The sequence below is a fragment of the Bradyrhizobium sp. JYMT SZCCT0180 genome (genome assembly GCF_018130165.1).
GTDB lineage: Bacteria > Pseudomonadota > Alphaproteobacteria > Rhizobiales > Xanthobacteraceae > Bradyrhizobium.
In genome coordinates, this window is sequence record NZ_JAFCLZ010000023.1 from 36,605 (window position 1) to 58,172 (window position 21,568).

At 63.3% G+C, this 21,568-nt stretch carries 23 protein-coding genes; 14 read left to right on the forward strand and 9 right to left on the reverse strand.

Going from position 1 to position 21,568, the window contains the following annotated elements; translation table 11 throughout:
* Positions 1-70 precede the first annotated feature (70 nt).
* The 7 genes from JQ641_RS29180 to JQ641_RS29210 all read left to right on the forward strand — a co-directional run bounded on the left by JQ641_RS29180 (position 71) and on the right by JQ641_RS29210 (position 7,397).
* Positions 71-1,690: an ABC transporter substrate-binding protein gene (locus JQ641_RS29180; protein ID WP_249150825.1), complete on the forward strand. Its 1,620-nt coding sequence runs from the start codon at positions 71-73 to the stop codon at positions 1,688-1,690.
* Between the two features lie 186 nt (positions 1,691-1,876).
* Positions 1,877-2,830 (forward strand): ABC transporter permease, encoded by a 954-nt coding sequence (locus JQ641_RS29185; protein ID WP_192737023.1) that lies wholly within the window; start codon positions 1,877-1,879, stop codon positions 2,828-2,830.
* Position 2,831: 1 nt separating this feature from the next.
* Entirely contained in the window at positions 2,832-3,719 is an 888-nt protein-coding gene (locus JQ641_RS29190; protein ID WP_211999320.1) for an ABC transporter permease, read from the forward strand.
* 4 nt (positions 3,720-3,723) lie between these two features.
* The gene (locus JQ641_RS29195; protein WP_211999321.1) at positions 3,724-4,797 is read left to right on the forward strand and encodes an ABC transporter ATP-binding protein; all 1,074 of its coding nucleotides are present in this window, start codon (positions 3,724-3,726) and stop codon (positions 4,795-4,797) included.
* Between the two features lie 16 nt (positions 4,798-4,813).
* Positions 4,814-5,011, forward strand: coding sequence for a hypothetical protein (locus JQ641_RS29200; RefSeq protein ID WP_211999322.1), 198 nt, complete (start codon positions 4,814-4,816; stop codon positions 5,009-5,011).
* Positions 5,008-6,420, forward strand: a complete 1,413-nt coding sequence (locus tag JQ641_RS29205; protein WP_211999323.1) for an amidase — start codon at positions 5,008-5,010, stop codon at positions 6,418-6,420. The genes JQ641_RS29200 and JQ641_RS29205 overlap by 4 nt, the downstream gene beginning before the upstream one ends.
* The gene (locus JQ641_RS29210) at positions 6,417-7,397 is read left to right on the forward strand and encodes an ABC transporter ATP-binding protein (protein ID WP_211999324.1); all 981 of its coding nucleotides are present in this window, start codon (positions 6,417-6,419) and stop codon (positions 7,395-7,397) included. The genes JQ641_RS29205 and JQ641_RS29210 overlap by 4 nt, the downstream gene beginning before the upstream one ends.
* 120 nt (positions 7,398-7,517) lie before the next feature.
* Here the strand turns inward: JQ641_RS29210 and JQ641_RS29215 are convergent, their stop codons facing one another.
* A complete protein-coding gene (locus tag JQ641_RS29215) occupies positions 7,518-7,691 on the reverse strand; it encodes a hypothetical protein (RefSeq protein WP_211999325.1) in 174 nt (57 codons plus the stop codon).
* Between the two features lie 203 nt (positions 7,692-7,894).
* Here JQ641_RS29215 and JQ641_RS29220 point away from each other — a divergent pair, with 203 nt between their 5' ends.
* The 3 genes from JQ641_RS29220 to JQ641_RS29230 all read left to right on the forward strand — a co-directional run bounded on the left by JQ641_RS29220 (position 7,895) and on the right by JQ641_RS29230 (position 11,529).
* Positions 7,895-8,158: a GlsB/YeaQ/YmgE family stress response membrane protein gene (locus JQ641_RS29220; protein WP_211999326.1), complete on the forward strand. Its 264-nt coding sequence runs from the start codon at positions 7,895-7,897 to the stop codon at positions 8,156-8,158.
* 318 nt (positions 8,159-8,476) lie between these two features.
* The gene (locus tag JQ641_RS29225) at positions 8,477-10,222 is read left to right on the forward strand and encodes a type I secretion system permease/ATPase (RefSeq protein WP_211999327.1); all 1,746 of its coding nucleotides are present in this window, start codon (positions 8,477-8,479) and stop codon (positions 10,220-10,222) included.
* On the forward strand, positions 10,219-11,529 hold the full coding sequence (locus JQ641_RS29230; protein ID WP_211999328.1) for an HlyD family type I secretion periplasmic adaptor subunit: 1,311 nt from the start codon (positions 10,219-10,221) through the stop codon (positions 11,527-11,529). The genes JQ641_RS29225 and JQ641_RS29230 overlap by 4 nt, the downstream gene beginning before the upstream one ends.
* Before the next feature lie 138 nt (positions 11,530-11,667).
* Here JQ641_RS29230 and JQ641_RS29235 read toward each other — a convergent pair whose 3' ends face one another.
* Positions 11,668-11,985 (reverse strand): hypothetical protein, encoded by a 318-nt coding sequence (locus JQ641_RS29235; RefSeq protein WP_349628642.1) that lies wholly within the window; start codon positions 11,983-11,985, stop codon positions 11,668-11,670.
* Between the two features lie 397 nt (positions 11,986-12,382).
* Complete coding sequence (locus JQ641_RS29240; protein ID WP_211999330.1) at positions 12,383-13,273, reverse strand: VOC family protein; 891 nt, start codon at positions 13,271-13,273, stop codon at positions 12,383-12,385.
* A 255-nt stretch (positions 13,274-13,528) separates the two neighbouring features.
* Here JQ641_RS29240 and JQ641_RS29245 point away from each other — a divergent pair, with 255 nt between their 5' ends.
* Positions 13,529-14,380, forward strand: coding sequence for a metal-dependent phosphohydrolase (locus JQ641_RS29245; RefSeq protein ID WP_211999331.1), 852 nt, complete (start codon positions 13,529-13,531; stop codon positions 14,378-14,380).
* A gap of 154 nt (positions 14,381-14,534) precedes the next feature.
* Here JQ641_RS29245 and JQ641_RS29250 read toward each other — a convergent pair whose 3' ends face one another.
* Positions 14,535-15,017 carry a CinA family protein gene (locus tag JQ641_RS29250; protein WP_211999332.1) on the reverse strand — a complete coding sequence of 161 codons (483 nt, stop codon included), beginning with the start codon at positions 15,015-15,017 and terminating at the stop codon, positions 14,535-14,537.
* Positions 15,018-15,023: 6 nt separating this feature from the next.
* On the reverse strand, positions 15,024-16,022 hold the full coding sequence (locus JQ641_RS29255) for an MBL fold metallo-hydrolase (protein ID WP_211999333.1): 999 nt from the start codon (positions 16,020-16,022) through the stop codon (positions 15,024-15,026).
* A 171-nt stretch (positions 16,023-16,193) separates the two neighbouring features.
* Between JQ641_RS29255 and JQ641_RS29260 the strand changes: the two genes are divergently transcribed.
* The 3 genes from JQ641_RS29260 (at position 16,194) to JQ641_RS29270 (ending at position 18,872) form a co-directional block, all read left to right on the forward strand.
* Positions 16,194-17,279 carry an amidohydrolase family protein gene (locus JQ641_RS29260; RefSeq protein ID WP_211999334.1) on the forward strand — a complete coding sequence of 362 codons (1,086 nt, stop codon included), beginning with the start codon at positions 16,194-16,196 and terminating at the stop codon, positions 17,277-17,279.
* Positions 17,276-18,379, forward strand: coding sequence for an amidohydrolase family protein (locus tag JQ641_RS29265; RefSeq protein ID WP_211999335.1), 1,104 nt, complete (start codon positions 17,276-17,278; stop codon positions 18,377-18,379). Before JQ641_RS29260 ends, JQ641_RS29265 begins: the two co-directional genes overlap by 4 nt.
* A gap of 79 nt (positions 18,380-18,458) precedes the next feature.
* The gene (locus tag JQ641_RS29270) at positions 18,459-18,872 is read left to right on the forward strand and encodes a Rieske (2Fe-2S) protein (RefSeq protein ID WP_211999336.1); all 414 of its coding nucleotides are present in this window, start codon (positions 18,459-18,461) and stop codon (positions 18,870-18,872) included.
* Positions 18,873-18,911: 39 nt separating this feature from the next.
* Here the strand turns inward: JQ641_RS29270 and JQ641_RS29275 are convergent, their stop codons facing one another.
* From JQ641_RS29275 to JQ641_RS29290, 4 genes are all read right to left on the reverse strand, one after another.
* A complete protein-coding gene (locus JQ641_RS29275; protein ID WP_192737043.1) occupies positions 18,912-19,208 on the reverse strand; it encodes an HU family DNA-binding protein in 297 nt (98 codons plus the stop codon).
* Positions 19,209-19,549: 341 nt separating this feature from the next.
* Positions 19,550-19,786 (reverse strand): hypothetical protein, encoded by a 237-nt coding sequence (locus JQ641_RS29280; protein ID WP_211999337.1) that lies wholly within the window; start codon positions 19,784-19,786, stop codon positions 19,550-19,552.
* Between the two features lie 139 nt (positions 19,787-19,925).
* Entirely contained in the window at positions 19,926-20,708 is a 783-nt protein-coding gene (locus JQ641_RS29285) for an HpcH/HpaI aldolase family protein (protein WP_211999338.1), read from the reverse strand.
* Positions 20,709-20,755: 47 nt separating this feature from the next.
* The gene (locus JQ641_RS29290) at positions 20,756-21,460 is read right to left on the reverse strand and encodes an SDR family oxidoreductase (RefSeq protein WP_211999339.1); all 705 of its coding nucleotides are present in this window, start codon (positions 21,458-21,460) and stop codon (positions 20,756-20,758) included.
* Positions 21,461-21,568 lie beyond the last annotated feature (108 nt).

Sequence of the window (21,568 nt, forward strand, 5' to 3'; positions counted from 1 at the left end):
TCACCTGAAGTAGAGGAAGGGATTGCTGCAGATGCGTAACGAGACATTCAAGAAAACCGCCACGGCGTGGATGCTGGCGACGGCGATAGTGGTCGGCCTGCCGCTGGCCGCCAGCGCTGAAACCGTGCTGCGCATTGGCATGACGGCTGCCGATATTCCGCGCACGCTGGGTCAGCCGGACCAGGGTTTTGAGGGCAATCGCTTCACCGGCCTCACGATGTATGACGCGCTGACCATGTGGGACCTGTCCTCGGCCAGCAAGGCGAGCGTGATGATCCCGGGGCTCTCGACCGAATGGAAGGTCGATGAGGCCGACAAGAAGAAGTGGACCTTCAAGCTGCGTCCCGGCGTCACTTTCCACGACGGCTCGCCGTTCAATGCCGACGCCGTGGTCTGGAATGTCGAGAAGGTGCTGAAGCAGGATGCGCCGCAGTTCGACGCCAGCCAGGTCGGCGTGACAGCCTCGCGCATGCCGACGCTGGCCTCCGCGAAGAAAATCGACGATCTGACGGTGGAATTGACCACCAAGGAGCCCGACAGCTTCCTGCCGATCAACCTGACCAATCTGTTCATGGCGAGCCCGACCAAGTGGCAGGCGTTTTACGACAAGGCTGAAGGCGCCGACGCCAAGGCCAAATCGCAGGCCGCCTGGGCGGCATTCGCCCGCGAGGCTTCGGGCACCGGCCCCTGGAAGATGTCGAAGTTCACGCCGCGCGAGCGGCTCGAACTCGTGAAGAACGACGGCTATTGGGACAAGGCGCGCGTGCCCAAGGTCGACAAGATGGTGCTGCTGCCGATGCCGGAAGCCAATGCCCGCACCGCGGCGTTGCTCTCCGGACAGGTCGACTGGGTCGAGGCCCCCGCGCCCGATGCGGTCAAGGAAATCAAGGCACGCGGCTTTGCGCTGCAGGCCAACGAATCGCCGCATGTCTGGCCGTGGCAGTTCTCCCGCATCGAGGGTTCGCCCTGGAACGACATCCGCGTTCGCAAGGCCGCCAATTTGTGCATCGATCGCGAAGGCCTCAAGGAGGGCCTGCTCGCCGGCCTGATGGTGCCGGCGACCGGCACGTTCGAGGCCGGTCATCCCTGGCGCGGCAAGCCGACCTTCGAGATCAAGTATGACCTGAAGGCGGCGCAAAAGCTGATGCAGGAGGCCGGTTACGGTCCGTCGAAGAAGCTGGCGGTCAAGACCCAGACCTCGGCGTCCGGCTCCGGCCAGATGCAACCGCTGCCGATGAACGAATATCTGCAGCAGGCGCTGGCTGAATGCTACTTCGACGTCCAGCTCGACGTCATCGAATGGAATACGCTGTTCACCAACTGGCGCCGCGGCGCCAAGGACGCGTCCGCCAACGGTGCCCACGCCACCAACGTGACCTATGCGGCGATGGATCCGTTCTTCGCGCTGGTGCGCTTCCTGCAGTCAGGCATGGCGCCGCCGGTCTCGAACAATTGGGGTTTCATCAACAATCCCAAGTTCGATGAGCTGGTGACCAAGGCACGCCAGACCTTCGACCCTGCCGCGCGCGATGCGGCGCTGGCCGAACTGCACGCCGCCTCGGTCGACGATGCCGCCTTCCTCTATGTCGCCCATGACGTGTCTCCGCGCGCCATGAGCCCGAAGGTGAAGGGTTTTGTGCAGCCGAAGAGCTGGTTCGTCGACTTCTCGCCGGTGACGATCGCGCCGTAAGGCGCAGCCGCCGCTCGCTCGCTTCCCCTCTCCCCTTGTGGGAGAGGGTGGATCGAATGGGCGAAGCTCATTCGAGACGGGTGAGGGGTCTGTCTCCGCGGATGCAGACCCCTCATCCGCCTTCGATGCTCTGCATCGAAGGCACCTTCTCCCACAAGGGGAGAAGGGAAGAAGAAGGTAATCTCTGTGCTCGTCTATATCGCCCGCCGTATCGTCTATGTGATCCCGATCGTGGCCAGCGTGGCGCTGGTGTGCTTCCTCTTGGTCCACATCACGCCGGGCGATCCCCTGGTGGCGGTGCTGCCGGCGGACGCCAGCCAGGAACTCGCGGCGCAATTGCGCACCGCCTATGGCTTCGACCGCCCGCTGCCGGTCCAGTTCGGGCTCTGGCTGTGGCGCGCGCTGCATGGTGATCTCGGCAATTCGATTGCGACGGGCCGTCCGGTGCTGTCAGAGGTGCTGCGCGCGGTCGGCAACACCGTGACGCTGGCGATTGCCGCCGCGTCGATCGGCTTTACCCTGGGTTTGTTTTTCGGCCTGATCGCCGGCTATTTCCGCGACACCTGGATCGACAAGGTCGCGACCTCGATCGCGATCGCCGGCGTCTCCGTGCCGCATTACTGGCTCGGGATGGTGCTGGTCATCATTTTCTCGGTGCAGCTCAACTGGCTGCCTGCGGTCGGCGCCGGTCCCGGCGGCTCCGGCGCCTGGGGCTGGGATTGGGAGCACATGAAATACCTGATCCTGCCCGCGATCACGACCTCCGTCATTCCAATGGGCATCGTCACCCGCACGGTGCGGGCCTTGACCGGCGACATATTGAGCCAGGACTTCGTCGAGGCGCTGCGCGCAAAAGGCCTGCGCGAGACCGACGTGTTCCGCCATGTCATCAAGAACGCCGCGCCGACCGCGCTCGCGGTGATGGGCCTTCAGCTCGGCTATATGCTCGGCGGCTCGATCCTGATCGAAACCGTGTTTTCGTGGCCGGGCTCGGGACTGCTGCTGAACTCGGCGATCTTCCAGCGCGATTTGCCGCTGCTGCAAGGGACGATCCTGGTGCTGGCGTTGTTCTTCGTGGCCCTCAACCTCCTGGTCGATATCGCGCAAGCGTCGATCGATCCGCGCATCAAGCGGAGCTAGCATGAGCGCGATCACAGATACCGCCCTGCAGGCGGCACCGGCCACCCAGGCGCGGGGCTATTGGGCCACCGTCGGCCGCCGCATCCGGCGCGACAAGGTCAGCATGGTCTGCGCCTTCATTCTGGTGCTGATCTTCCTGTCCGCGCTGCTGGCGCCATGGCTGGGCCTCGCCGATCCCTATCAGGGCTCGATGATCCGCCGGCTTCGTCATATCGGCACGCCGAACTATCCGCTCGGCACCGATGAGCTCGGCCGCGACATGCTGGCACGGCTGGTCTATGGCGGCCGACTGTCGCTGCTCATCGGCATTCTGCCCGTGATCCTCGCCTTCATGATTGGCACATCGCTTGGCCTTGTCGCCGGCTATGTCGGCGGCAAGCTCAACACTGCGATCATGCGCACCATCGACGTGTTCTACGCATTTCCCTCGGTGCTGCTGGCGATCGCGATTTCGGGCGCGCTCGGGGCGGGTATCGTCAACTCCATCGTCTCGCTGACCATCGTGTTCGTGCCGCAGATCACCCGCGTCGCCGAGAGCGTCACGACCGGCGTGCGCAACATGGATTTTGTCGAGGCCGCGCGTGCCTCCGGCGCCGGGCCCTTCACCATCATGCGCGTGCACATGCTCGGCAACGTGCTGGGCCCGATCTTCGTCTACGCCACCGGCCTGATCTCGGTGTCGATGATCCTCGCCGCCGGCCTGTCGTTCCTCGGTCTGGGTACAAAGCCGCCGGAGCCGGAATGGGGGTTGATGCTCAACACCCTGCGCACCGCGATCTATGTCAATCCGTGGGTCGCGGCGTTGCCCGGCGCCATGATCTTTGCGGTGTCGATCTGTTTCAATTTGCTCAGCGACGGCATGCGCAGCGCCATGGACATCAGGAACTGACGCGATGACCGAAACCAGCCCATCGGTAGAACCGCTGGAAAAGATCGAGGATGTCGGCGGCGCCGCGCAGCCGCTGCTGCAGGTCAATGGCCTGACCAAGCATTTCCCGGTGCGCGGCGATCTGTTCAGCGCGCGCAAGACGGTCCGGGCCGTCGACGACGTCTCGTTTTCGATCGCCAAGGGTGAAACCGTCGGGATCGTCGGCGAATCCGGCTGCGGCAAGTCGACCACCGCGCGGCTTCTGATGCACCTGATGAAATCCGACGCCGGCGACATCATCTATGACGGCATGCAGGTCGGCCGCGCATTGTCGCTGCGCGATTTGCGCCGCGGCATGCAGATGGTGTTTCAGGACAGCTACGCCTCGCTCAACCCGCGCCTCACCATCGAGGATTCGATCGCGTTCGGCCCCAAGGTGCACGGCATGGCGGATGCCGCCGCGCGCACGCTGGCGCGCGAACTATTGGGCAAGGTGGGCTTGCGGCCCGAGACTTTTGCAAATCGCTATCCGCACGAGATTTCCGGCGGCCAGCGCCAGCGCGTCAACATCGCGCGTGCGCTGGCGCTGTCGCCGCGACTGGTGATTTTGGACGAAGCCGTGTCGGCGCTCGACAAGTCGGTCGAAGCCCAGGTGCTCAACCTGCTGGCCGACCTCAAGCGCGAGTTCGGCCTCACCTACCTCTTCATCAGCCACGATCTCAACGTGGTGCGCTACATCAGTGATCGCGTGCTGGTGATGTATCTCGGCGAGGTCGTCGAGCTCGGCCCCGTCGACAAGGTCTGGGATGAACCGGCGCATCCCTACACGCAGGCGCTGCTGGCGGCGATGCCTTCGGCGGATCCTGATAACCGCACCCAGACGCCGCCGATCTCGGGCGATCCGCCCAATCCGATCGATCCGCCGCCCGGCTGCCGGTTTCACACCCGTTGTCCATATGCGGAGCCGCTCTGCGCAAATGCGACGCCAAAACTCAGCGACCTCGATACAATGGGGCACCAGGCGGCGTGTTACATGGCCATTCCGGGATCAGGACACAGCCGCGCACCGGCCAAAGAAACGACCAAGAAAAACGCATAAGGGAGCAAATCCGCAAATGACAAAACCCAGTCCAAAAGAGGTCAAGGTCATGACCGATGTCGCGGGCGTGCCGGCGAGTGCCGACGTCGCCGAGCGGATCGCCAATTCCATCGGGCCGGCGTTCGAAGGCTTTGCGCCGGTCGCCGGCACCCTGCCGTTCGATCTGGAGCCCGCGAGCTTTCTTCTGGCGCAGAACGTGAAGGTGTCGAAATGAGCACCGAACCGGCCCTGATGTCGCTGGTGTCGGTCGCCAAGGCGATCGCCACCAAAGACGTTTCGTCGCGCGAGGTGACAAAATCCTGTCTCGACCGCATCGCGCAATGGCAGCCACGGCTCAACGCCTTCATGGCGATCGAGGCGGAGGAGGCGCTGGCGGCAGCCGACGCCGCCGATGCCGCGCTTGCCAAAGGCAATGCGCACGGCGTGCTGCATGGCGTGCCGCTGGCGCACAAGGACATGTATTACGAGGCCGGCAAGGTGGTCACCTGCGGCTCGAAGATTCGCCGCGACTTCGTCGCCACCACGAATTCGACCGCGCTGCAGCGCCTGAAGGATGCCGGTACCGTCAGGCTCGGCTCGCTGCAGATGGTCGAGTTCGCCTACGGGCCGACCGGCCACAACCCGCATTACGGCGCGGTGCGCAATCCCTGGAATGTCGATCACATCACGGGCGGCTCGTCGTCAGGCTCGGGCTCGGCGGTCGCCGCACGGCTGACCTTTGCGGCGCTGGGATCGGACACCGGCGGCTCGATCCGGATGCCCGCGCATTTCTGCGGCGTCACCGGGTTGAAGACGACGGTCGGTCGCGTCAGCCGTGCCGGGGCGATGCCGCTGTCGCAATCGCTCGATACCGTCGGCCCGCTGGCGCAGAGCGCGGAAGATTGCGCGCTGCTGCTCGGATTGATGGCGGGCGCCGATCCCGATGATCTCACCGCTTCCACGCTGCCGGTGCCGGACTATATGGCGGCCACCAAGGGCTCGCTCAAAGGCCTCAGGATCGGCGTGCCGACCGCGTTCTATGTCGACGACCTCGATGCCGAAGTGGCGCGCGTGCTCGATGAGACGATCGCGACGTTGAAGAAAGAGGGCGCCGAGATCGTCTCGGTCGAATTGCCCGACCAGCGCCAGCTCACAGCCGCCTGCCAATTGGTGCTCGCAACCGAAGCCGCCGCGTTCCACAAAAGGTGGATGATCGAGCGGCCGCAGGATTACGGCGCCCAGGTCCTGATGCGGCTGCAGAACGGCCTTGCGATCCCGGCGGTGTCGTATCTGGAAGCGATGCGCTGGCGCGGCCCGGCGCTGGCGGCGTATCTCGCGGCGGTCACCGGCACCGATGCGGTGATTGCGCCGGTCGCGCCGATGCCGGCGGCGACCATCGCCGAGAGCGATGTCGGCAACAGCCGCGACGCCGAGGCCGTGATCCAGCGGATCACGAAATTTACCCGCCCGGTCAACTACCTCGGCCTGCCCTCGCTTTCGATTCCCTCGGGCTTCACCAAGAGCGGTTTGCCGGTCGGCCTGCAATTGATCGGCCGCTCCTTCGACGAGGCCATGCTGCTGCGGATCGGCGCGGCGTTCCAGCGCGCCACGGACTATCATAAACAGGTACCCAAACCGGCATGACCAACCTCGTCGAAATCCGTGATCTCAGCATTCGTTTCACCGGCGAGCGCACCGTGCACGCCGTCAACGACATCTCGCTCTCGCTCGGCGAGGGCGAGGTGCTCGGCCTGCTCGGTGAATCCGGCTCGGGCAAGAGCGTGACGTTGCGGGCGCTGATGCGGCTGTTGCCGAAGAAGCGAACGCAGATTTCGGGCAGCGTGAATGTTCTCGGCCGCGACGTGCTGGCGCTTGATGACGAGGAATTGTCGAAGTTTCGCGGCCAGACCGTGTCGATGATCTTCCAGGAGCCGGCGCTGGCGCTTGACCCGGTCTACACCATCGGCCGGCAGATTTCCGAATCCGTGATGCGCCATGAGGGCAAGAGCGAGAAGGAGGGCACAGCGCGGGCGCTGGAAATGCTCGAAGTCGTCCGCATTCCCTCCGCCAAGCGCCGCCTCGATGCCTATCCGCACGAAATGAGCGGCGGCATGCGGCAGCGCGCGATGATCGCGCTGGCACTGGCCTGCAAACCGAAGATCCTGCTCGCCGACGAGCCGACCACGGCGCTCGACGCCACCGTGCAGATCCAGATCCTGCTGCTGCTGCGCGAGTTGCAGCGCGAGTTCGGCATGTCGGTGATTTTCGTGACCCACGACATCGGCGTGGCCATCGAGATCTGCGACCGCGTTGCTGTGATGTATGCCGGCCAGATCGTCGAGCAGGGCAAGCTGCGCGACATCGTGCGGACGCCGATGCATCCCTATGCGCGCGGGCTCCTGGCATCGACCACCCACGGCGCCAAGCGCGGCCAGCGGCTGGAGACCATCCCGGGCACGCCGCCATCGCTCGACAAGGCGCCGGTGAACTGCTCGTTCGCACCGCGCTGCAGTGTGGCACAGCCGCGCTGTACCGAGCAATTGCCGCCGAATGTGCAGGTCGCGCCGGATCGAATCGCACGCTGCGTCCTGGCCGAACAGGCCGCAGCCGCCGCGAGCTGAGAAGCTCCAGCATATGAAGCGTCGTCATGGCCGGGCTTGTCCCGGCCATCCACGTCTTCGCTTCATTTGCGAAAGGAAGACGTGGATGCCCGGCACAAGGCCGGGCATGACGAAAACGCGCTATCCACCCAACCCCGGATCTGCCCATTGTTCGATCTGCGCGGGCCCCACGACCTGCTTGGGCTGGTGTGGATTGAGCGTGCCTGCGCTCGCAGACCAGCCCTTCGCCAGAATCTGCATCGCGAACAGCTTGGCGTCGACTTCCGATTTAAATTTGCGGGTCGAACGGACCATGCTCGTCGCACTCTCGTCGGTCCGGTCCGGCCCAAAAGTTACATACCAAATATCAGGTTGCGTCATTGCCGGATAACGCGGATTGCGATCGAAAGTTTCACCGCCGGCGGCGTGCCGGGCAGATTCAGGTCGTCACATCAGGCAATTGCCGGTAGTCTAAAACCGCGGCGTCGGATCACGCGCGCGAAGCGGGGAATTTTCAGGTGCACATTTCCAACCAGGGCATTTTGGTCATCCTGTTTATCGGGCTCGTCGCCGGCTGGCTGGCCGGCAAGATCGTGCGCGGCACCGGTTTTGGGCTGATCGGCGACATTCTCGTCGGCATCGCCGGCGCGCTGGTTGCAAACCTTCTGTTGCCCAAGCTCGGCATTCACATCGGCACCGGCGTGATCAGGGAGATCATCAATGCGGTAATCGGCGCCGTGATATTGCTGCTGGTAGTGCGGGCGGTGCGCGGCCGAAGGTAGCGGTCGAAGCGCTCGTGTGGCTCGAGGCCTTCGGTATCAAAGCTCCGCCGATACCTGCCGGTGCAGGCCGGGGGCGGGGCAGCTGCCACGATCCGCAGGACCGCGCCCGGTTATCAGCAGGTCCGGGCGGAGCGGCGAAAAACCCACCCCGGAGCTGTTTGCCCCGTCATTCGGCTGATTTCCCGGTGTTTCGCCCAGACGTTCGGCCGCCTGCGGGGCATGAAACGCATTCAGGTTAACGTGACTTAAATAGACGCTGGCCACAAACATCGGTAGAACCAGCCTGTTAGCTAATCCCTTTTGAAGAGACAAGAATTGATGGCAGCTGCTCCCGGTGTCCGGCAGTCCGAACTCGGTATTGCGCTGCGCGCCTGTCGCAACGCGTTTATCGGCGTCGGCGTCATGAGCTGCATGATCAATCTGCTGTATCTGACCGGCTCGATTTTCATGCTGGAGGTCTATGACCGCGTGATTCCGAGCCGGAGCGTGCCGACCCTGATCGGCCTGGTCGTGCTCGCCGGCGGACTCTACGTCGCCCAGGGTGGCCTCGACCTGATCCGGGGCCGGATTCTCGGCCGCATCGGCACCGCGCTCGATGAAGCCATCAATGCCCGCGTGTTCGATACCATCGTGCGCCTGCCGCTGATGGTGGGCGCCCGCAATGAAGGTCTGCAACCGCTGCGCGACCTTGATAACGTGCGCTCCTTTCTCGGCAGCCAGGGGCCGGGCGCGTTTTTCGATCTGCCCTGGCTGCCGTTCTACCTCGCGATCTGTTTCGCATTCCACTGGCTGCTGGGTCTGACCGCACTGATCGGCGCCATCATCCTGGTGATCCTCACCGTGATCACCGAAGTGATGTCGCGCCAGCCGGCCAAGGACGCCATGACGCTGGCGGCGCGGCGCAACGATCTGGCGGCAACCAGCCGGCGCAACGCCGAAGTGCTGGTCGCGATGGGCATGGCCGGGCGGCTGACCAAGCGCTGGACCGAAGCCAACGAGACCTATCTGGCCAGCAATCAGCGTGCCAGCGACGTCGCGGGCGGCCTCGGCGCTATCGCCAAGGTGCTGCGCATGATGCTGCAATCGGCGGTGCTGGCGGTCGGCGCCTATCTGGTGATCCATCAGGAGGCGTCCGGCGGTATCATCATCGCAGGCTCGATCCTGAGCGCGCGGGCGCTGGCGCCGGTCGATCTGGCGATCGCGCACTGGAAGGGCTTTGTCGCGGCGCGCCAGAGCTGGCATCGCCTCAACAAACTGCTTGAACAGATCCCGGCGCAGAACACCCAGACCTTGCTGCAAAGTCCCACCAAGCGCTTGTCGGTCGAGGGCGTCACCATCGTGCCTCCCGGCGATCAGCGGGTCATCGTCCAGGATGTCACTTTCGCGGTCGAGGCCGGCACCGGCGTCGGCGTGATCGGGCCCAGCGGATCGGGCAAGTCGTCGCTGATCCGCGCACTGGTCGGCGTCTGGGTGCCGGTGCGCGGCAAGGTGCGGCTCGATGGCGCCGCGCTCGACCAATGGTCGTCAGACGTGATCGGCCGTCACGTCGGCTATCTGCCGCAGGACGTCGAATTGTTCGCCGGCTCGATCGCCCAGAATATTTCCCGTTTCGATCCCGACGCCAAATCGGATGCGATCATCACCGCGGCCAAGGAGGCCGGCGTGCACGACATGATCATCAAGATGCGCGAGGGCTATGACACCCAGATTGGCGAGCAGGGAACCGCGTTGTCGGCCGGGCAGGCGCAGCGCGTCGGGCTGGCGCGTGCGCTGTTTGGCCATCCCTTCCTGATCGTGCTCGACGAGCCCAACTCCAACCTCGACACCGAGGGCGACGAGGCGCTGACCCGTGCGGTTCGCGGCGCGCGCGAGCGCGGCGCCATCGTGATCGTGGTGGCGCACCGGCCGATCGGCATCGAGGCGGTGGACCAATTGCTGGTGCTGAAGGACGGCCGCATGCAGGCGTTCGGGCCGAAGGAAACCGTTCTCGGCCAGGTGCTGCAGCGCGCCGTCCCGCCGCCGCCCGCACCGATCAAGATCGTTGCCCCGGGAGCCAAATCATGAGCGAGGAGTTGAAAGGCGCACGCCGTTCGATACGGTCGCATCTGGTGGTCGGCCTGGCGCTGATGCTGGTGCTGGTGGGCGGATTCGGCGGATGGGCCTCGACGGTGCCGATCTCGGGCGCGCTGATCGCGCCGGGATCGGTAGTGGTCGATTCCAACGTCAAGAAGGTGCAGCACCCGACCGGTGGCGTGGTCGGCGAAGTGCGGGTGCGCGACGGCGATACCGTCAAGGCCGGTGATGTCGTGGTTCGTCTCGACGAGACCGTGGTCAAGGCGAGCCTGGCGATCGTCGTCAAAACCCTCAACGGATTGTTGGCGCGCGCAGCCCGGCTGGAGGCCGAACAGCGCGGCACCGACAAGATCAAGTTCCCCCCGATGCTGGCCGATCGCGCCGACGATCCCGACGTCAGGGACGTCATGGCGAGCGAAACCAAATTGTTCGAGGTTCGTGTCCACGGCCGCGCCGGGCAAAAGGCCCAGCTGCGCGAGCGGGTCATGCAACTCAATGAGGAAATCGAGGGCCTCTCGGCGCAGGAGAAAGCCAAGGACAAGGAAATCGCACTGGTCGAAAAGGAACTGGTCGGCGTCCGCCAGCTCTACGACCAGCGGCTGATCCAGATTTCGCGCCTGACCACGCTGGAGCGCGATTCCGCCCGCCTGTCGGGCGAGCGCGCGCAGTACATCGCCTCGCGCGCGCAGGCCAAGGGCAAGATCACCGAGACCGAGCTGCAGATCATCCAGATCGACAAGGAGCTGGTCAGCGAGGTTTCCAAGGATTTGCGCGAGACCAACGACAAGATCGGCGAGTTCGTCGAGCGCAAGGTCACCGCGGAAGATCAGCTCCGCCGCATCGACATCCGGGCGCCGCAGGCCGGCATGGTGCTGCAATCGACGGTGCATACCGTCGGCGGCGTGATCACGGCCGGCGACGCCATCATGATGATCGTGCCGCAGGCCGAGGATCTCTCGGTCGAGGCCAAGGTCAATCCGCAGGACATCGACAAGCTGCAGATCGGCCAGAAGACATTGCTGCGGCTATCGGCCTTCAACCAGCACACCACGCCGGAACTGAACGGCAAGGTCACCAGGGTGTCGGCCGACGTCACCACCGAGCAGCGGACCGGGCAAACCTATTACACGATCCGCGTCTCGATGCCGCCGGAAGAAGTCGCCCGCCTCGGCTCCAACAACAAGCTGATCCCGGGCATGCCGGTGGAAGCCTTCGTGCAAACCGGCGACCGCACCATGTTCTCGTATCTGATGAAGCCGCTGAGCGATCAGCTGATGCGTTCGTTCAGAGAGAAGTAGTTCGTCGTCGTCCCGGCGAACGCCGGGACCCATACGCCGTGTCGGTAGTTGCGAGAGACGGTGTTCGACGACTTTGCCTAACCACGAAAGCCCGTGGTTATGGGTCCCGGCCTTCGCCGGGACGACACTGATGGCCGATCAATAGCACCGCGTGATGTTGATGGTCGTCTGGCCATTGCGTCCGGGAACCGTGACGGGTTCCGAGGAGCAGCTCGACACATAGGGCCGGTCGGACGGCACAACGTTCGGCGGATAGCGATGCGCCCAATCCCATGGCACGTCATAAGTATAGGTGTAACGGATATCGCGCGTGGTGGACTGCGGCGCCTCGACCACGGTCTCGCCATTCGAGGGCGAATAGTAATAGCCGCCGCCTCCTGGCCAGTAGGTCCCGACGTTGTGGCGGCGGTGATGTCCGAAACCGTGGACGGCCGACGAAGGGGGACCCGAACGCACGCCACCTGGCGCTGTTCCGGACCGTGCGAATGTATCGCCTGCGGCAAGCAAAAGCGCGGCTGCGCTGAGAGACGCGACAAGAGCCGAATGCATACTATAAGCCATGGCACATACCAATCGTTGGTTTCCAGGCGGCTCCCCCAAGCCGCTCCCTGATGTACGCTAGGTCGGGCATTTCGCGCCCGCAAACGCATACTTAATGATTGGTTAAGATGTAACGTTAATAGGGTCGTCTTTCGAGTGAATCCTGCCGTAGTGGCTCAATAAACCGCCGTCGTCCCGGCGAACGCCGGGACCCATACCGCGTTGTGCTGTCGGTTAGGCAAGGTGGCAGACGCCTTCCGCAACAACAACGTTCGGTGGCTGTGGGTCCCGGCATTCGCCGGGACGACGCTAGTTACCGCCGGTCATATTCGTCAGGTCCCATCGCCCAGGCCCATTGTTCGTGGCCGGGTGCGTAGGTGCGGTTGGTCTCCGCCGGGTTGCGGTTGACCAGCGGCCGCATGAACATCGGGTGCGTGGCGCTGCGTACCTCGTGCTCGACCGTGAACAGATGCTTGCCGCTGTCGAGGTCGACGATGTCCTTGAAGCGGTACTGGTACGGATTGTCCTCCTGCGAGACCAGATTGCGCTCCAGCAGCTTGCGGTAGGGACCCGAGAAATTGGTGATGTAGATCTGCACGTGGTGGCCGTCGAATTCCGGCTGCTTCCGGTCGGTCTCGCGGAACTGCAGATATTGATCCTTGCCGACCTTGACGCGCGCCGTGGCGCCGTCGCCGTTTTTTAGTTCGGCCGGCATCCCCATGATCTCGGGGTAGAAGCCGCAAATGGCTTTCGCTGTCCCAACCGGCACGTCGAACTCGACATAGGGAATGCCGAGCGTGATGCGCCCGAAGCGCGCAGCGTCCGGCTCATAGCAGCGCACGCGATTGCCCCACGGGCAGATCGCTTCGACATAATCATTGTGTTCGCGATACGCGAATTTGGTGCCTTCGAGCTTTTTGGCGACCGACGCCAGCCGTTCGAGCAGCGCGTCGCGGCCGGAGATCACGATGCCGGTATGGCCGCGCAGCACCTGCGCCTCACCATCAGGCAGATGAAACTGGCTCTTGCCGACATTCACCCACATGTTGCTGTCCGACACCATCAGATAGGGATCGCGCGTCAGTCCGAGCCCGGTGACATAGAACAACGTCGCCAGGCGCTGATCGGGCACGAAGACATTGACGTGTTCGAAATGGATCGAGTTGCCGAGGTCTTCTGCGGCGCGGTCGAACGGCTGTTGCATGGCTGCGATCCCCCGAGGTTTCGGCGGATTATAGTCAGGCGCGGTGCCATGATCCAGCCGTCGCCGCGACCAGCAGGTATCTTCCCCGAGCACATCACGGGTGATCAGACATTTCGATGGGTGCGGCGGATATACCCGGCCGGTCGTGCAGGGTTTGGTGATAGGATGGTTTCGATAAGTGAGCGATCGGAAAGCCGGGATGCCGCGGCGCAGGCCGTCGTCGCGGCGCGACCACAGACGGGAGCGGGTGCCGAGATGATCACAATCCCCCAATTGACCGCGCAAGCCCTGGGTTCGTTCCTGTCACGGGAAACCGAGGGACGGTTCGGCTCCTCGCATTCCGATTTGACGAAACTGCTGCCTTTTGCCGCGAAGCTGGCCCTGGAGTGCATCGGCAACAGCGATGCGCTGTATCACAACATCGAACACACCATGCTGGTGACGCTGGTGGGCCACGACATCCTGGTCGGCCGCGCGCTGGCGCGCCACACCACGGCCGACGATTACGCCAACTTCATCATGGCCTGCCTCGCCCACGATATCGGATATGTCCGCGGTGTCGTCCAGGGCGACGAGGATGATGCCTTTGTTGCCGATCTCAGCGGCCGCAAGATCCATCTGCCGGTTGGATCGTCCGACGCGGCGCTCGCGCCCTACCATGTCGACCGTTCAAAGCTGTTCGTGATCGAGCGGCTCGATACCATGGACGAAGTGGACGCGGCCCGGATTTCCCGGGCGATCGAATACACCCGCTTTCCCTATGCCACGAGTCCGAACGACGGTGATGACCTCAACGAGGAGGAGGGATTGCTGCTGCGTGCGGCCGATCTGATCGGCCAGCTCGGCGACCCCAACTACATGCGCAAGTCGAATGCGCTGTTTTACGAATTCGAGGAAATCGGAATGAACAAGACGCTGGGCTACGCCACGCCCGCCGACATCGTCTATCGATTCCCGCAGTTTTATTGGACCAACGTCGCGCCGCAGATCCAGCTTGCGATCCGCTATCTCAACGTCACCTCCAGCGGCCGGCAATGGATCGCCAATTTACACAGCAACGTGTTCCGGGCGGAGCGGGAGGTGAACCTGTCCGGACCGCAGCGATAGAGCGGCGCGCGGTCATGACCTGGCGGATATCCCGGCGAAGGCCGGGACCCATAACCACAGGCTTCAGTGACTAGGCAAAGTCGTCGAACAGCGTCTTTCAAAACAAAGGACACGGAGTATGGGTCCCGGCTCAAGGCCGGGACGACGATGGTGGTTATCGCGACAAATTCTCCAGCAACAGGCTCAGCGCCGTGCTCGCAAACTTCTGCATGTTCGCCTGCCGGTCAGCGCTGCCGGTCTCGAGCGTGAACACCGCATTCTGCGGGCCCGCCACCGCCATGCAGCTGTGGCCGGCGGCGTCGCCGTAGCGGTTGCCGGTCGGTCCCGTGGCGCCGGTCTCGGACAGGCCCCAGTCGGTGGCGAAGCGCTGGCGCACCTGGCTCGCCAGCAGTTTGGCATAGGGCTCCGACGCCGAGCGGAGGCCTTTCATCGCCTCATCGGAAATGTCCATCAGGATGCGCCGTGCGTCGCGGGTGTAGACCACGCCGCCGCCGAGGAAATAGGCGGATGCGCCGGGCACCGACAGCAGCGCCGCCGAGATCAGGCCGCCGGTCGAGGATTCCGCGATCGCAATCGTCTGTTTCCGCTCGATCAGTTTGACGGCGATCTTCTCGGCGATACCAACGAGTTCTTTCATCTGTTCTCAACTCCGGCGCAGCATGCGTTTCAGCAACGACTTCTTGTCGGGCTTGTCCGCCAGCGAATGATAGACGACGCGAATGAAGTTCTTGGAGGCGATCTCGGTCGGCGCCCATTTCGTGTCGAGATCGGCGAACGGCTTGGCGGCCAGCACGTCGTCTTCGCTCTTGCCTTCCTTCACCAGCTTGGCCATGCGGTCCCGCGCGGTGACCAGCATGGCGCGATACTCGGTCAGAGCTGCCTTGTCGGCGATCGGGCCGTGGCCCGGCACGATGCGGCTCTTGGCGTTGGTCATTTTGAGATAGGCGTTGGCTGCCGCGATCATGCCCTTGATGTTGCCGCCATTGGCGAAGTCGATGTTGGGATAGCGGCCATTGGTGAAGGTGTCGCCGGTCGACAGCACATTGGCGGTCTTGAACCACACATAGGTGTCGCCGTCGGTATGGGCGTGGGCGATGTGCTGGAGTTCGGCGACGCGGCCGGGCAGGCGGAGCTTGAGCGTCCCGCCGGCATAGGTCTTCTTCGGCAGCGCGCCGGCTGCGGCCGGTGGTGTCTTGACGCCGGTCAGGCCGTTGGTGGTTCCCTCCGCCAGGCGAATCTTGACGTTGACGTCGGAGACGATGGTGACGCCGTCCTTGGCGAAGGCCTCATTCCCGCCGGTGTGGTCGCCGTGATAATGCGTGTTGACAAGATACTTGATCGGCAGGTTCGAGATGGTCGATATCGCAGCCTTGATCTTGTCGTGCAGCGGCGCGAACTGGCCGTCGACCATGATGATGCCGGTTTTGCCGACCGCCACCGTGATGTTCCCGCCCTGACCCTCGAGCATGTAGACGTTGTCGCCGAGATCGGTGGTCTTGATCTCGACCTTGGAGAAATCGACCTGCGGGGGTGCGGCAGGCGGGGCAGGGGGAGCTGTCTGCGCCAAGGCGCCGCCAGCAGCAAAGACCGCGCCAGCCAGCAAAAGGGTGATGGCAACCGCCGTGCTTCCAGTCCGAATCATCAAAATCTCCTAAGGGCCGACCCATGTTTTCCTAGCACAGGGGGCTAGCGTTTGCCGAGTTGCGGCGCACCGGCCAGCCTGCTTGAATGCGGCCAAAGAACCAAGCGGCGCGGCTAACAAGATGCCGTGAGACCGCGGGCGCGCACGAGGAAACATGCCCGAGGAAACGTCATGACGTCACCGATCGCAGGCGGCGTGGATTGCGACCTGCATCCCGCGGTGCCCCATCTGACCAGCCTGCTGCCGTATATGAACGACTACTGGCGCGACCAGGTGACGACGCGCGGCATGACCGATCTGGTGTCGCAATCCTATCCGGCCAATTCGCCGATCAGCGCGCGCCCCGACTGGCGCCCGGCGCAGGGCAAGCCGGGCTCCAGCCTCAGCGATATGCAAAAGCAGGCGCTCGATCGGTTTCAGGTCAGCTACGGCATCTGCAATCCCTTGTACGGCGTGCAGATGGTGTTTTCCGAGGACATGCAGGACGCCTTCTGCCGCGCGCTGAACGATTGGCTGGTGCAAGAGTGGCTCAACAAGGATTCCCGCCTGCGCGGCTCGATCGTGATCCCGACCCAGAGCGTGGAAAAAGCGGTCGCCGAAATCGAGCGCTGTGCCAAAGACCCGCGTTTCGTACAGGTGCTGATGCTTGTGATGGGCGACATGCCGCTCGGCAAGCGCGCCTATTGGCCGATCTATGCCGCCGCCGAGCGGCTCGGGCTGGCCGTCGGCATCCACGCCGGCTCCGCCTATCACAACCCGCCGACCTCGGTCGGCTGGGGTTCCTATCATGTCGAGGATTACGTCGCGCAGGCGCAGGCGTTCCAGACCCAGTTGACCAGCCTGATCGTGGAGGGCGTATTCGCGCGGCATCCAAAGCTGAAGATGGTGATGCTGGAAAGTGGCTTCACCTGGCTGCCGTCATATCTGTGGCGGCTGCACAAGTTCTGGCGCGGGGTGCGGATGGAAACGCCCTGGGTCGACCGCGCGCCCTCGGAAATTGTGCGCAGCAACATCCGCTTTTCGCTGCAGCCGGTCGACGCGCCGCCGGATCCCGCCACGTTAAATCGCCTGTTCGACCATATGCAGTCGGACGAATTGCTCCTATTCTCGACCGACTATCCGCACTGGCAATTCGACGGCGACGAGGTGCTGCCGGAGGGGATTTCGGAAGGTCTTGTTCGCAAGATCATGATCGATAATCCGCACGCGACCTATCCTCGTCTCACGCAGCCCGCGATCAAGGAGGCAACGCCATGAACGTGCAGTTTCGCGCCGAGCCGGCCGCTTCCACTGGCGTCAAGACCGCGATCGCCGATTGCGACATCCATCCCGCGCGCGCCACCGGGACCGAGCTTTATCCGTTCCTGGCAAAGCGCTGGCATTCGCATCTGGAGACCTACGGCAAGCACGCCTATCAGGGCATGATGGAAGGCCCGCCCTATCCGAAGGCGCAGCCGAATGCCTCGCGCCGCGACGCCTATCCGCCGGAAGGCGGCAAACAAGGCTCCTCGCTGTCCTTCATGCAGAAGCAACTGCTCGACCCCTACAATGTCACGCTCGGCGTGCTCAATCCGCTCGACACCGGGCAGGGCCTGCGCAACCACGATCTTAGCGCAGCATTGGCGACCGCGATCAACGACTGGCAGATCGAGAAATGGACCAGCAAGGATTCGCGTCTCAAAGGTTCGATCGTCGTCGGCAATGAAGACGGCCTCACCGCCGCCGCCGAGATCCGCAGGCGCGCCGGTGACAAGAACTTCGTGCAGGTGCTGCTGCTCAGCCGCAATGTCGAGCCGCTCGGCCAGCGCCGCTACTGGCCGATCTACGAGGCGGCGCAGGAGATTGGCCTTCCCGTCGGCGTCCATGCCTTCGGCTTCGGCGGCAACCCGATCACGGCTTCCGGCTGGCCGAGCTTTTACATCGAGGAGATGGTCGGCCATTCGCAGTGCCAGCAGACCGCGCTCGCGAGCCTCGTGCTCGAGGGCGTGTTCGAGCGCTATCCCAAACTGAAGATGGTGATGATCGAGGCCGGCTTCGGCTGGGCGCCGTCGCTTTCATGGCGGCTGGACAAGAGTTTCGACCGGCTGCGCAGCGAGGTGCCGCATCTGAAGCGCCGTCCGTCGGAATATATCCGCGATCACATCTGGTGGACCACGCAGCCGATGGAAGATCCGGAACGCCGCGAGCATCTGTTCGAAGTGATCGAATGGATCGGCTGGGACAAACTGCTGTTCGCGACCGACTATCCGCACTGGGATTTCGACGAGCCGACGCGCGTGCTGCCGGCCGGCGTCAGCGACGCCAACAAGCAGGCGTTCTATCTCGACAATGCGAAGAAGCTGTACGGGATCGCATGATCAGGAAAAGCATGCCCTCGGGCCACGACCCGATGGGTGGGACCCGGTTTTCCGAAAAAGATCATGCGTAGGAAATAATATGGCTCGACACGTCATTGCCCCGGTGGATGAACTTCCGCCGGGCACGCGAAAATTCCTCACCATCGACGAGCGGCCGATCGCGATCTTCAACGTCAAGGGCGAGTTTTTCGGCCTGTTGAACCGCTGCCCGCATCAAGGCGCGGCGCTATGCGAAGGCCCGCTGATTGGACTCGCGACTTCCTCTGATCCCGGCGAGATCGAATATACAAAACTCGGCGAAATCATCCGCTGCCCCTGGCACGGCTGGGAATTCGATATCCGCACCGGCCAGTCCTACTGCGACCCCAAGCGCTTCCGCGTCAAAGCCTATCCCGTCAATGTCGAGCCGGGCACCAACGTGGTGAAGGGGCCGTATGTGGCGGAGACCATCGCGGTATCGGTTGAGAGCGACTACGTGGTGGTGGATCTGTAGCGGCCGCCGTTCCGCTGAACGCCGGCCGCTTCGTCATCCCTAGACAGCGTCTTTGGCAACCTTCAGCGGCGACGCCTTGACCGATTTGCTGGCCGGCTTGGCCGCGAATTCCATCGGCTCTTTCGTGAACGGATTGATGCCGCTGCGGGCTTCAGTCGCCGGCTTGTTCACGACGGACATTTTGACGAAGCCGGGAATGACGAACTCACCGGATTCATTCAGCTCCTTGTAGCCGACGGTGGCCATCTGCTCGATGACGGCCTTGACGTCATTCTTGGAGAGCTGCGTTCCCTCTGCGATTGCATCGATCAACTGAGTCTTGGTCATCTTGGCCATTGAAAAATTACCTTTCTGTGTGGGGCTCGGAATGGGTTGAAGCGCGCGCGCTACGCTGGGTGCATAACTCGATCTGGCGCACGGCAAGGCCGCGCCAATCGCTTCCCGTTCATGGCTGCGGTCATGAAGCTACCGGGCTTAAAACCTATCGACGCCCAAAACGCAAGGCGTAGATAGGCCTGTGGGGAACCGCTTTCCGAATCGATCGGCACCTGCAGAAGGCTTGTATCGTTGCGGCGCATCCGGCCTCCTGCGAGGTCACGTGCCGCTGGGCCTGCCCTGATCATCTTGCAATGACACAACAAATTCCTTCAGCCGCGATGAGGGATGCTGGCGGCAGCTCAACCCTGGCTTCGAGCTATGTGCCGGCCATCGACGTGAATGTTCAATCGCTTGTTGAAAAATCCGGAGGAAAAAATCTCCACAACGCGGTTGGCCTCGCTCGTTTTCAACGCACCGCGCAGCAAGGCCTTGCGGTTGTAAAGCGACACACCGGAGGCTGAATCAACCAACTCCCCGTCGATGTGCAACTCCAAATCATCGATCCGGCTTTCTCCATATCCGGGACCGCGCTGCATGCGATCTGATGTCCTTCAAAGGTCATCGTCACTTCCTCGGTAAACACACCCATTGATTGATCTGCTTTATCCCGTTGTTCACCGAAATTGGCGGAGCTCGTCGAACTGCGGCGTACCGTCCTGAAACGTCGCCTTGCCGCTATGGCTTCAACGTCCCCTGCAGCAGCTTGATGCCGTCGGCGAGCGCGCGCTGCATCAATAGCGTATCGACGCCGTAGGCGATCATGCGAAAGCCCTTGGCGCGGAAATCGCGCGCCCACTTCGCGTCGCCGGCGAGGAAGCCCGGCGTCTTGCCGTGTTTCCGGCAGGCTTCGACCAGTCTATCGACAGCGCTGTGGAATTTCGGGTTGTCGAACTGCCCCGGGATGCCCATGAAGTTCGTCAGATCGTAGTGGCCGAGCCAGACCACGTCGACGCCGTCGACCGCCGCGATCGCATCGACGTTCGCGATGCCGTCAGCGGTCTCCACCAGCGCGATCACCATCGTGCGCGCGTTTGCCTCGGCGATCTTGTCGGTCTCGGCGCCGCCGGCATAGTCGTCATGCGCCGCGACATTGAACGCGGCGCCGCGACGCCCGACGGGCGGATACTTCGTGCAATCAACGATCGCCCTGGCCTGCTCAGATGTTTCGACCATCGGCACCATGATGCCCATCGCGCCGATATCGAGCGCGCGGGCGATGTGATGACAGTCGCCGGAGGGAACGCGTACCAGCGGCACCAGGTCGAGCCCGCGGCAGAATGCGAACTGCGCCTTCATTGTTTCGAAGCCGACTCCGGAGTGCTCCATGTCGTAGAGGATGAATTCGGCGCCGGCCTCGCGGCAGATCGAAGGGTAGCCGGGCGTGAAGAATTCGAACGTCATCGTTCCGAACGCGCAGCCGCCGGCCGCAAGCCGTGGTTTTATCGGGTTTGGACGCAACGGATTTCTCCTCCGAAGTGTTCACGCGTCGGAGTGGACGCGCTTTGTCAGACCGAGCGTGTCAGGCCTCCGTCGACCCGCAGGTTTTGGCCAGTCATGTAGGCCGCCCCCTCGGATGCAAGGAAGGCGATCGTGGCGGCTATTTCCTCGCTCGTACCGTATCGCTGCATCGGCACGGATGATCGGCGCTCCTCGGTAGCCGGCAAGCTGTCGATCCAACCGGGAAGCACGTTGTTCATCCGCACATTGTCAGCCGCGTACTCCTCCGCGAAGATTTTTGTGAATGCTGCCAGCCCGGCCCTGAAGACGGCGGATGTGGGAAACATCGAGCTTGGCTCGAAGGCCCACGCGGTCGAGATGTTGATGATGGCGCCGCCACGTTGCTGGACCATGATCGGTGCCACGATGCGCGTCGGCCGGATCACATTCAGCAGGTACGTGTCCATGCCCTTCAGCCATTGCTCGTCGGTGATCTTGAGGATCTTGTCGCGAGGGCCGTGTCCCGCGCTGTTCACAAGCACGTCGACGCGACCCCACTTCGCGACGACGCTATCCACGAGCCGTTTCAGATCGTCGTTCGATTGATTGGAGCCGGTGACCCCGATCCCGCCAAGCTCGTTCGCGATCGCTTCGCCCTTCCCGGAGGACGAAAGGATCGCGATCTTGTAACCGTCTTGCGCCAGACGCCGCGCGGCCGCGGCGCCCATGCCGCTACCTCCTGCCGTAACGATAGCAACTTTCATCGCGCACACCTTCAGTCGATTTCGAGGGATAAATCATGGCCGATCATGCAAGCTGCTGCAATGCCTGCATCGCGATGGACTTTGCGCGTCCTGCTAGAGCGGGATAATGTTGGGTTG

What these genes read in the sequence shown, in the direction of transcription:
- JQ641_RS29190 (WP_211999320.1), top strand. Translation starts at nt 2,832, where the DNA reads ATGAGCGCGATCACAGATACCGCCCTGCAGGCGGCACCGGCCACCCAG.
- JQ641_RS29275 (WP_192737043.1), bottom strand. Translation starts at nt 19,208, where the DNA reads ATGGCCAAGATGACCAAGACTCAGTTGATCGATGCAATCGCAGAGGGA.
- JQ641_RS29210 (WP_211999324.1), top strand. Translation starts at nt 6,417, where the DNA reads ATGACCAACCTCGTCGAAATCCGTGATCTCAGCATTCGTTTCACCGGC.
- JQ641_RS29265 (WP_211999335.1), top strand. Translation starts at nt 17,276, where the DNA reads ATGAACGTGCAGTTTCGCGCCGAGCCGGCCGCTTCCACTGGCGTCAAG.
- JQ641_RS29205 (WP_211999323.1), top strand. Translation starts at nt 5,008, where the DNA reads ATGAGCACCGAACCGGCCCTGATGTCGCTGGTGTCGGTCGCCAAGGCG.
- JQ641_RS29270 (WP_211999336.1), top strand. Translation starts at nt 18,459, where the DNA reads ATGGCTCGACACGTCATTGCCCCGGTGGATGAACTTCCGCCGGGCACG.
- JQ641_RS29200 (WP_211999322.1), top strand. Translation starts at nt 4,814, where the DNA reads ATGACAAAACCCAGTCCAAAAGAGGTCAAGGTCATGACCGATGTCGCG.
- JQ641_RS29225 (WP_211999327.1), top strand. Translation starts at nt 8,477, where the DNA reads ATGGCAGCTGCTCCCGGTGTCCGGCAGTCCGAACTCGGTATTGCGCTG.
- JQ641_RS29245 (WP_211999331.1), top strand. Translation starts at nt 13,529, where the DNA reads ATGATCACAATCCCCCAATTGACCGCGCAAGCCCTGGGTTCGTTCCTG.
- JQ641_RS29230 (WP_211999328.1), top strand. Translation starts at nt 10,219, where the DNA reads ATGAGCGAGGAGTTGAAAGGCGCACGCCGTTCGATACGGTCGCATCTG.
- JQ641_RS29255 (WP_211999333.1), bottom strand. Translation starts at nt 16,022, where the DNA reads ATGATTCGGACTGGAAGCACGGCGGTTGCCATCACCCTTTTGCTGGCT.
- JQ641_RS29180 (WP_249150825.1), top strand. Translation starts at nt 71, where the DNA reads ATGCTGGCGACGGCGATAGTGGTCGGCCTGCCGCTGGCCGCCAGCGCT.
- JQ641_RS29260 (WP_211999334.1), top strand. Translation starts at nt 16,194, where the DNA reads ATGACGTCACCGATCGCAGGCGGCGTGGATTGCGACCTGCATCCCGCG.
- JQ641_RS29240 (WP_211999330.1), bottom strand. Translation starts at nt 13,273, where the DNA reads ATGCAACAGCCGTTCGACCGCGCCGCAGAAGACCTCGGCAACTCGATC.
- JQ641_RS29195 (WP_211999321.1), top strand. Translation starts at nt 3,724, where the DNA reads ATGACCGAAACCAGCCCATCGGTAGAACCGCTGGAAAAGATCGAGGAT.
- JQ641_RS29215 (WP_211999325.1), bottom strand. Translation starts at nt 7,691, where the DNA reads ATGGTCCGTTCGACCCGCAAATTTAAATCGGAAGTCGACGCCAAGCTG.
- JQ641_RS29250 (WP_211999332.1), bottom strand. Translation starts at nt 15,017, where the DNA reads ATGAAAGAACTCGTTGGTATCGCCGAGAAGATCGCCGTCAAACTGATC.
- JQ641_RS29280 (WP_211999337.1), bottom strand. Translation starts at nt 19,786, where the DNA reads ATGCAGCGCGGTCCCGGATATGGAGAAAGCCGGATCGATGATTTGGAG.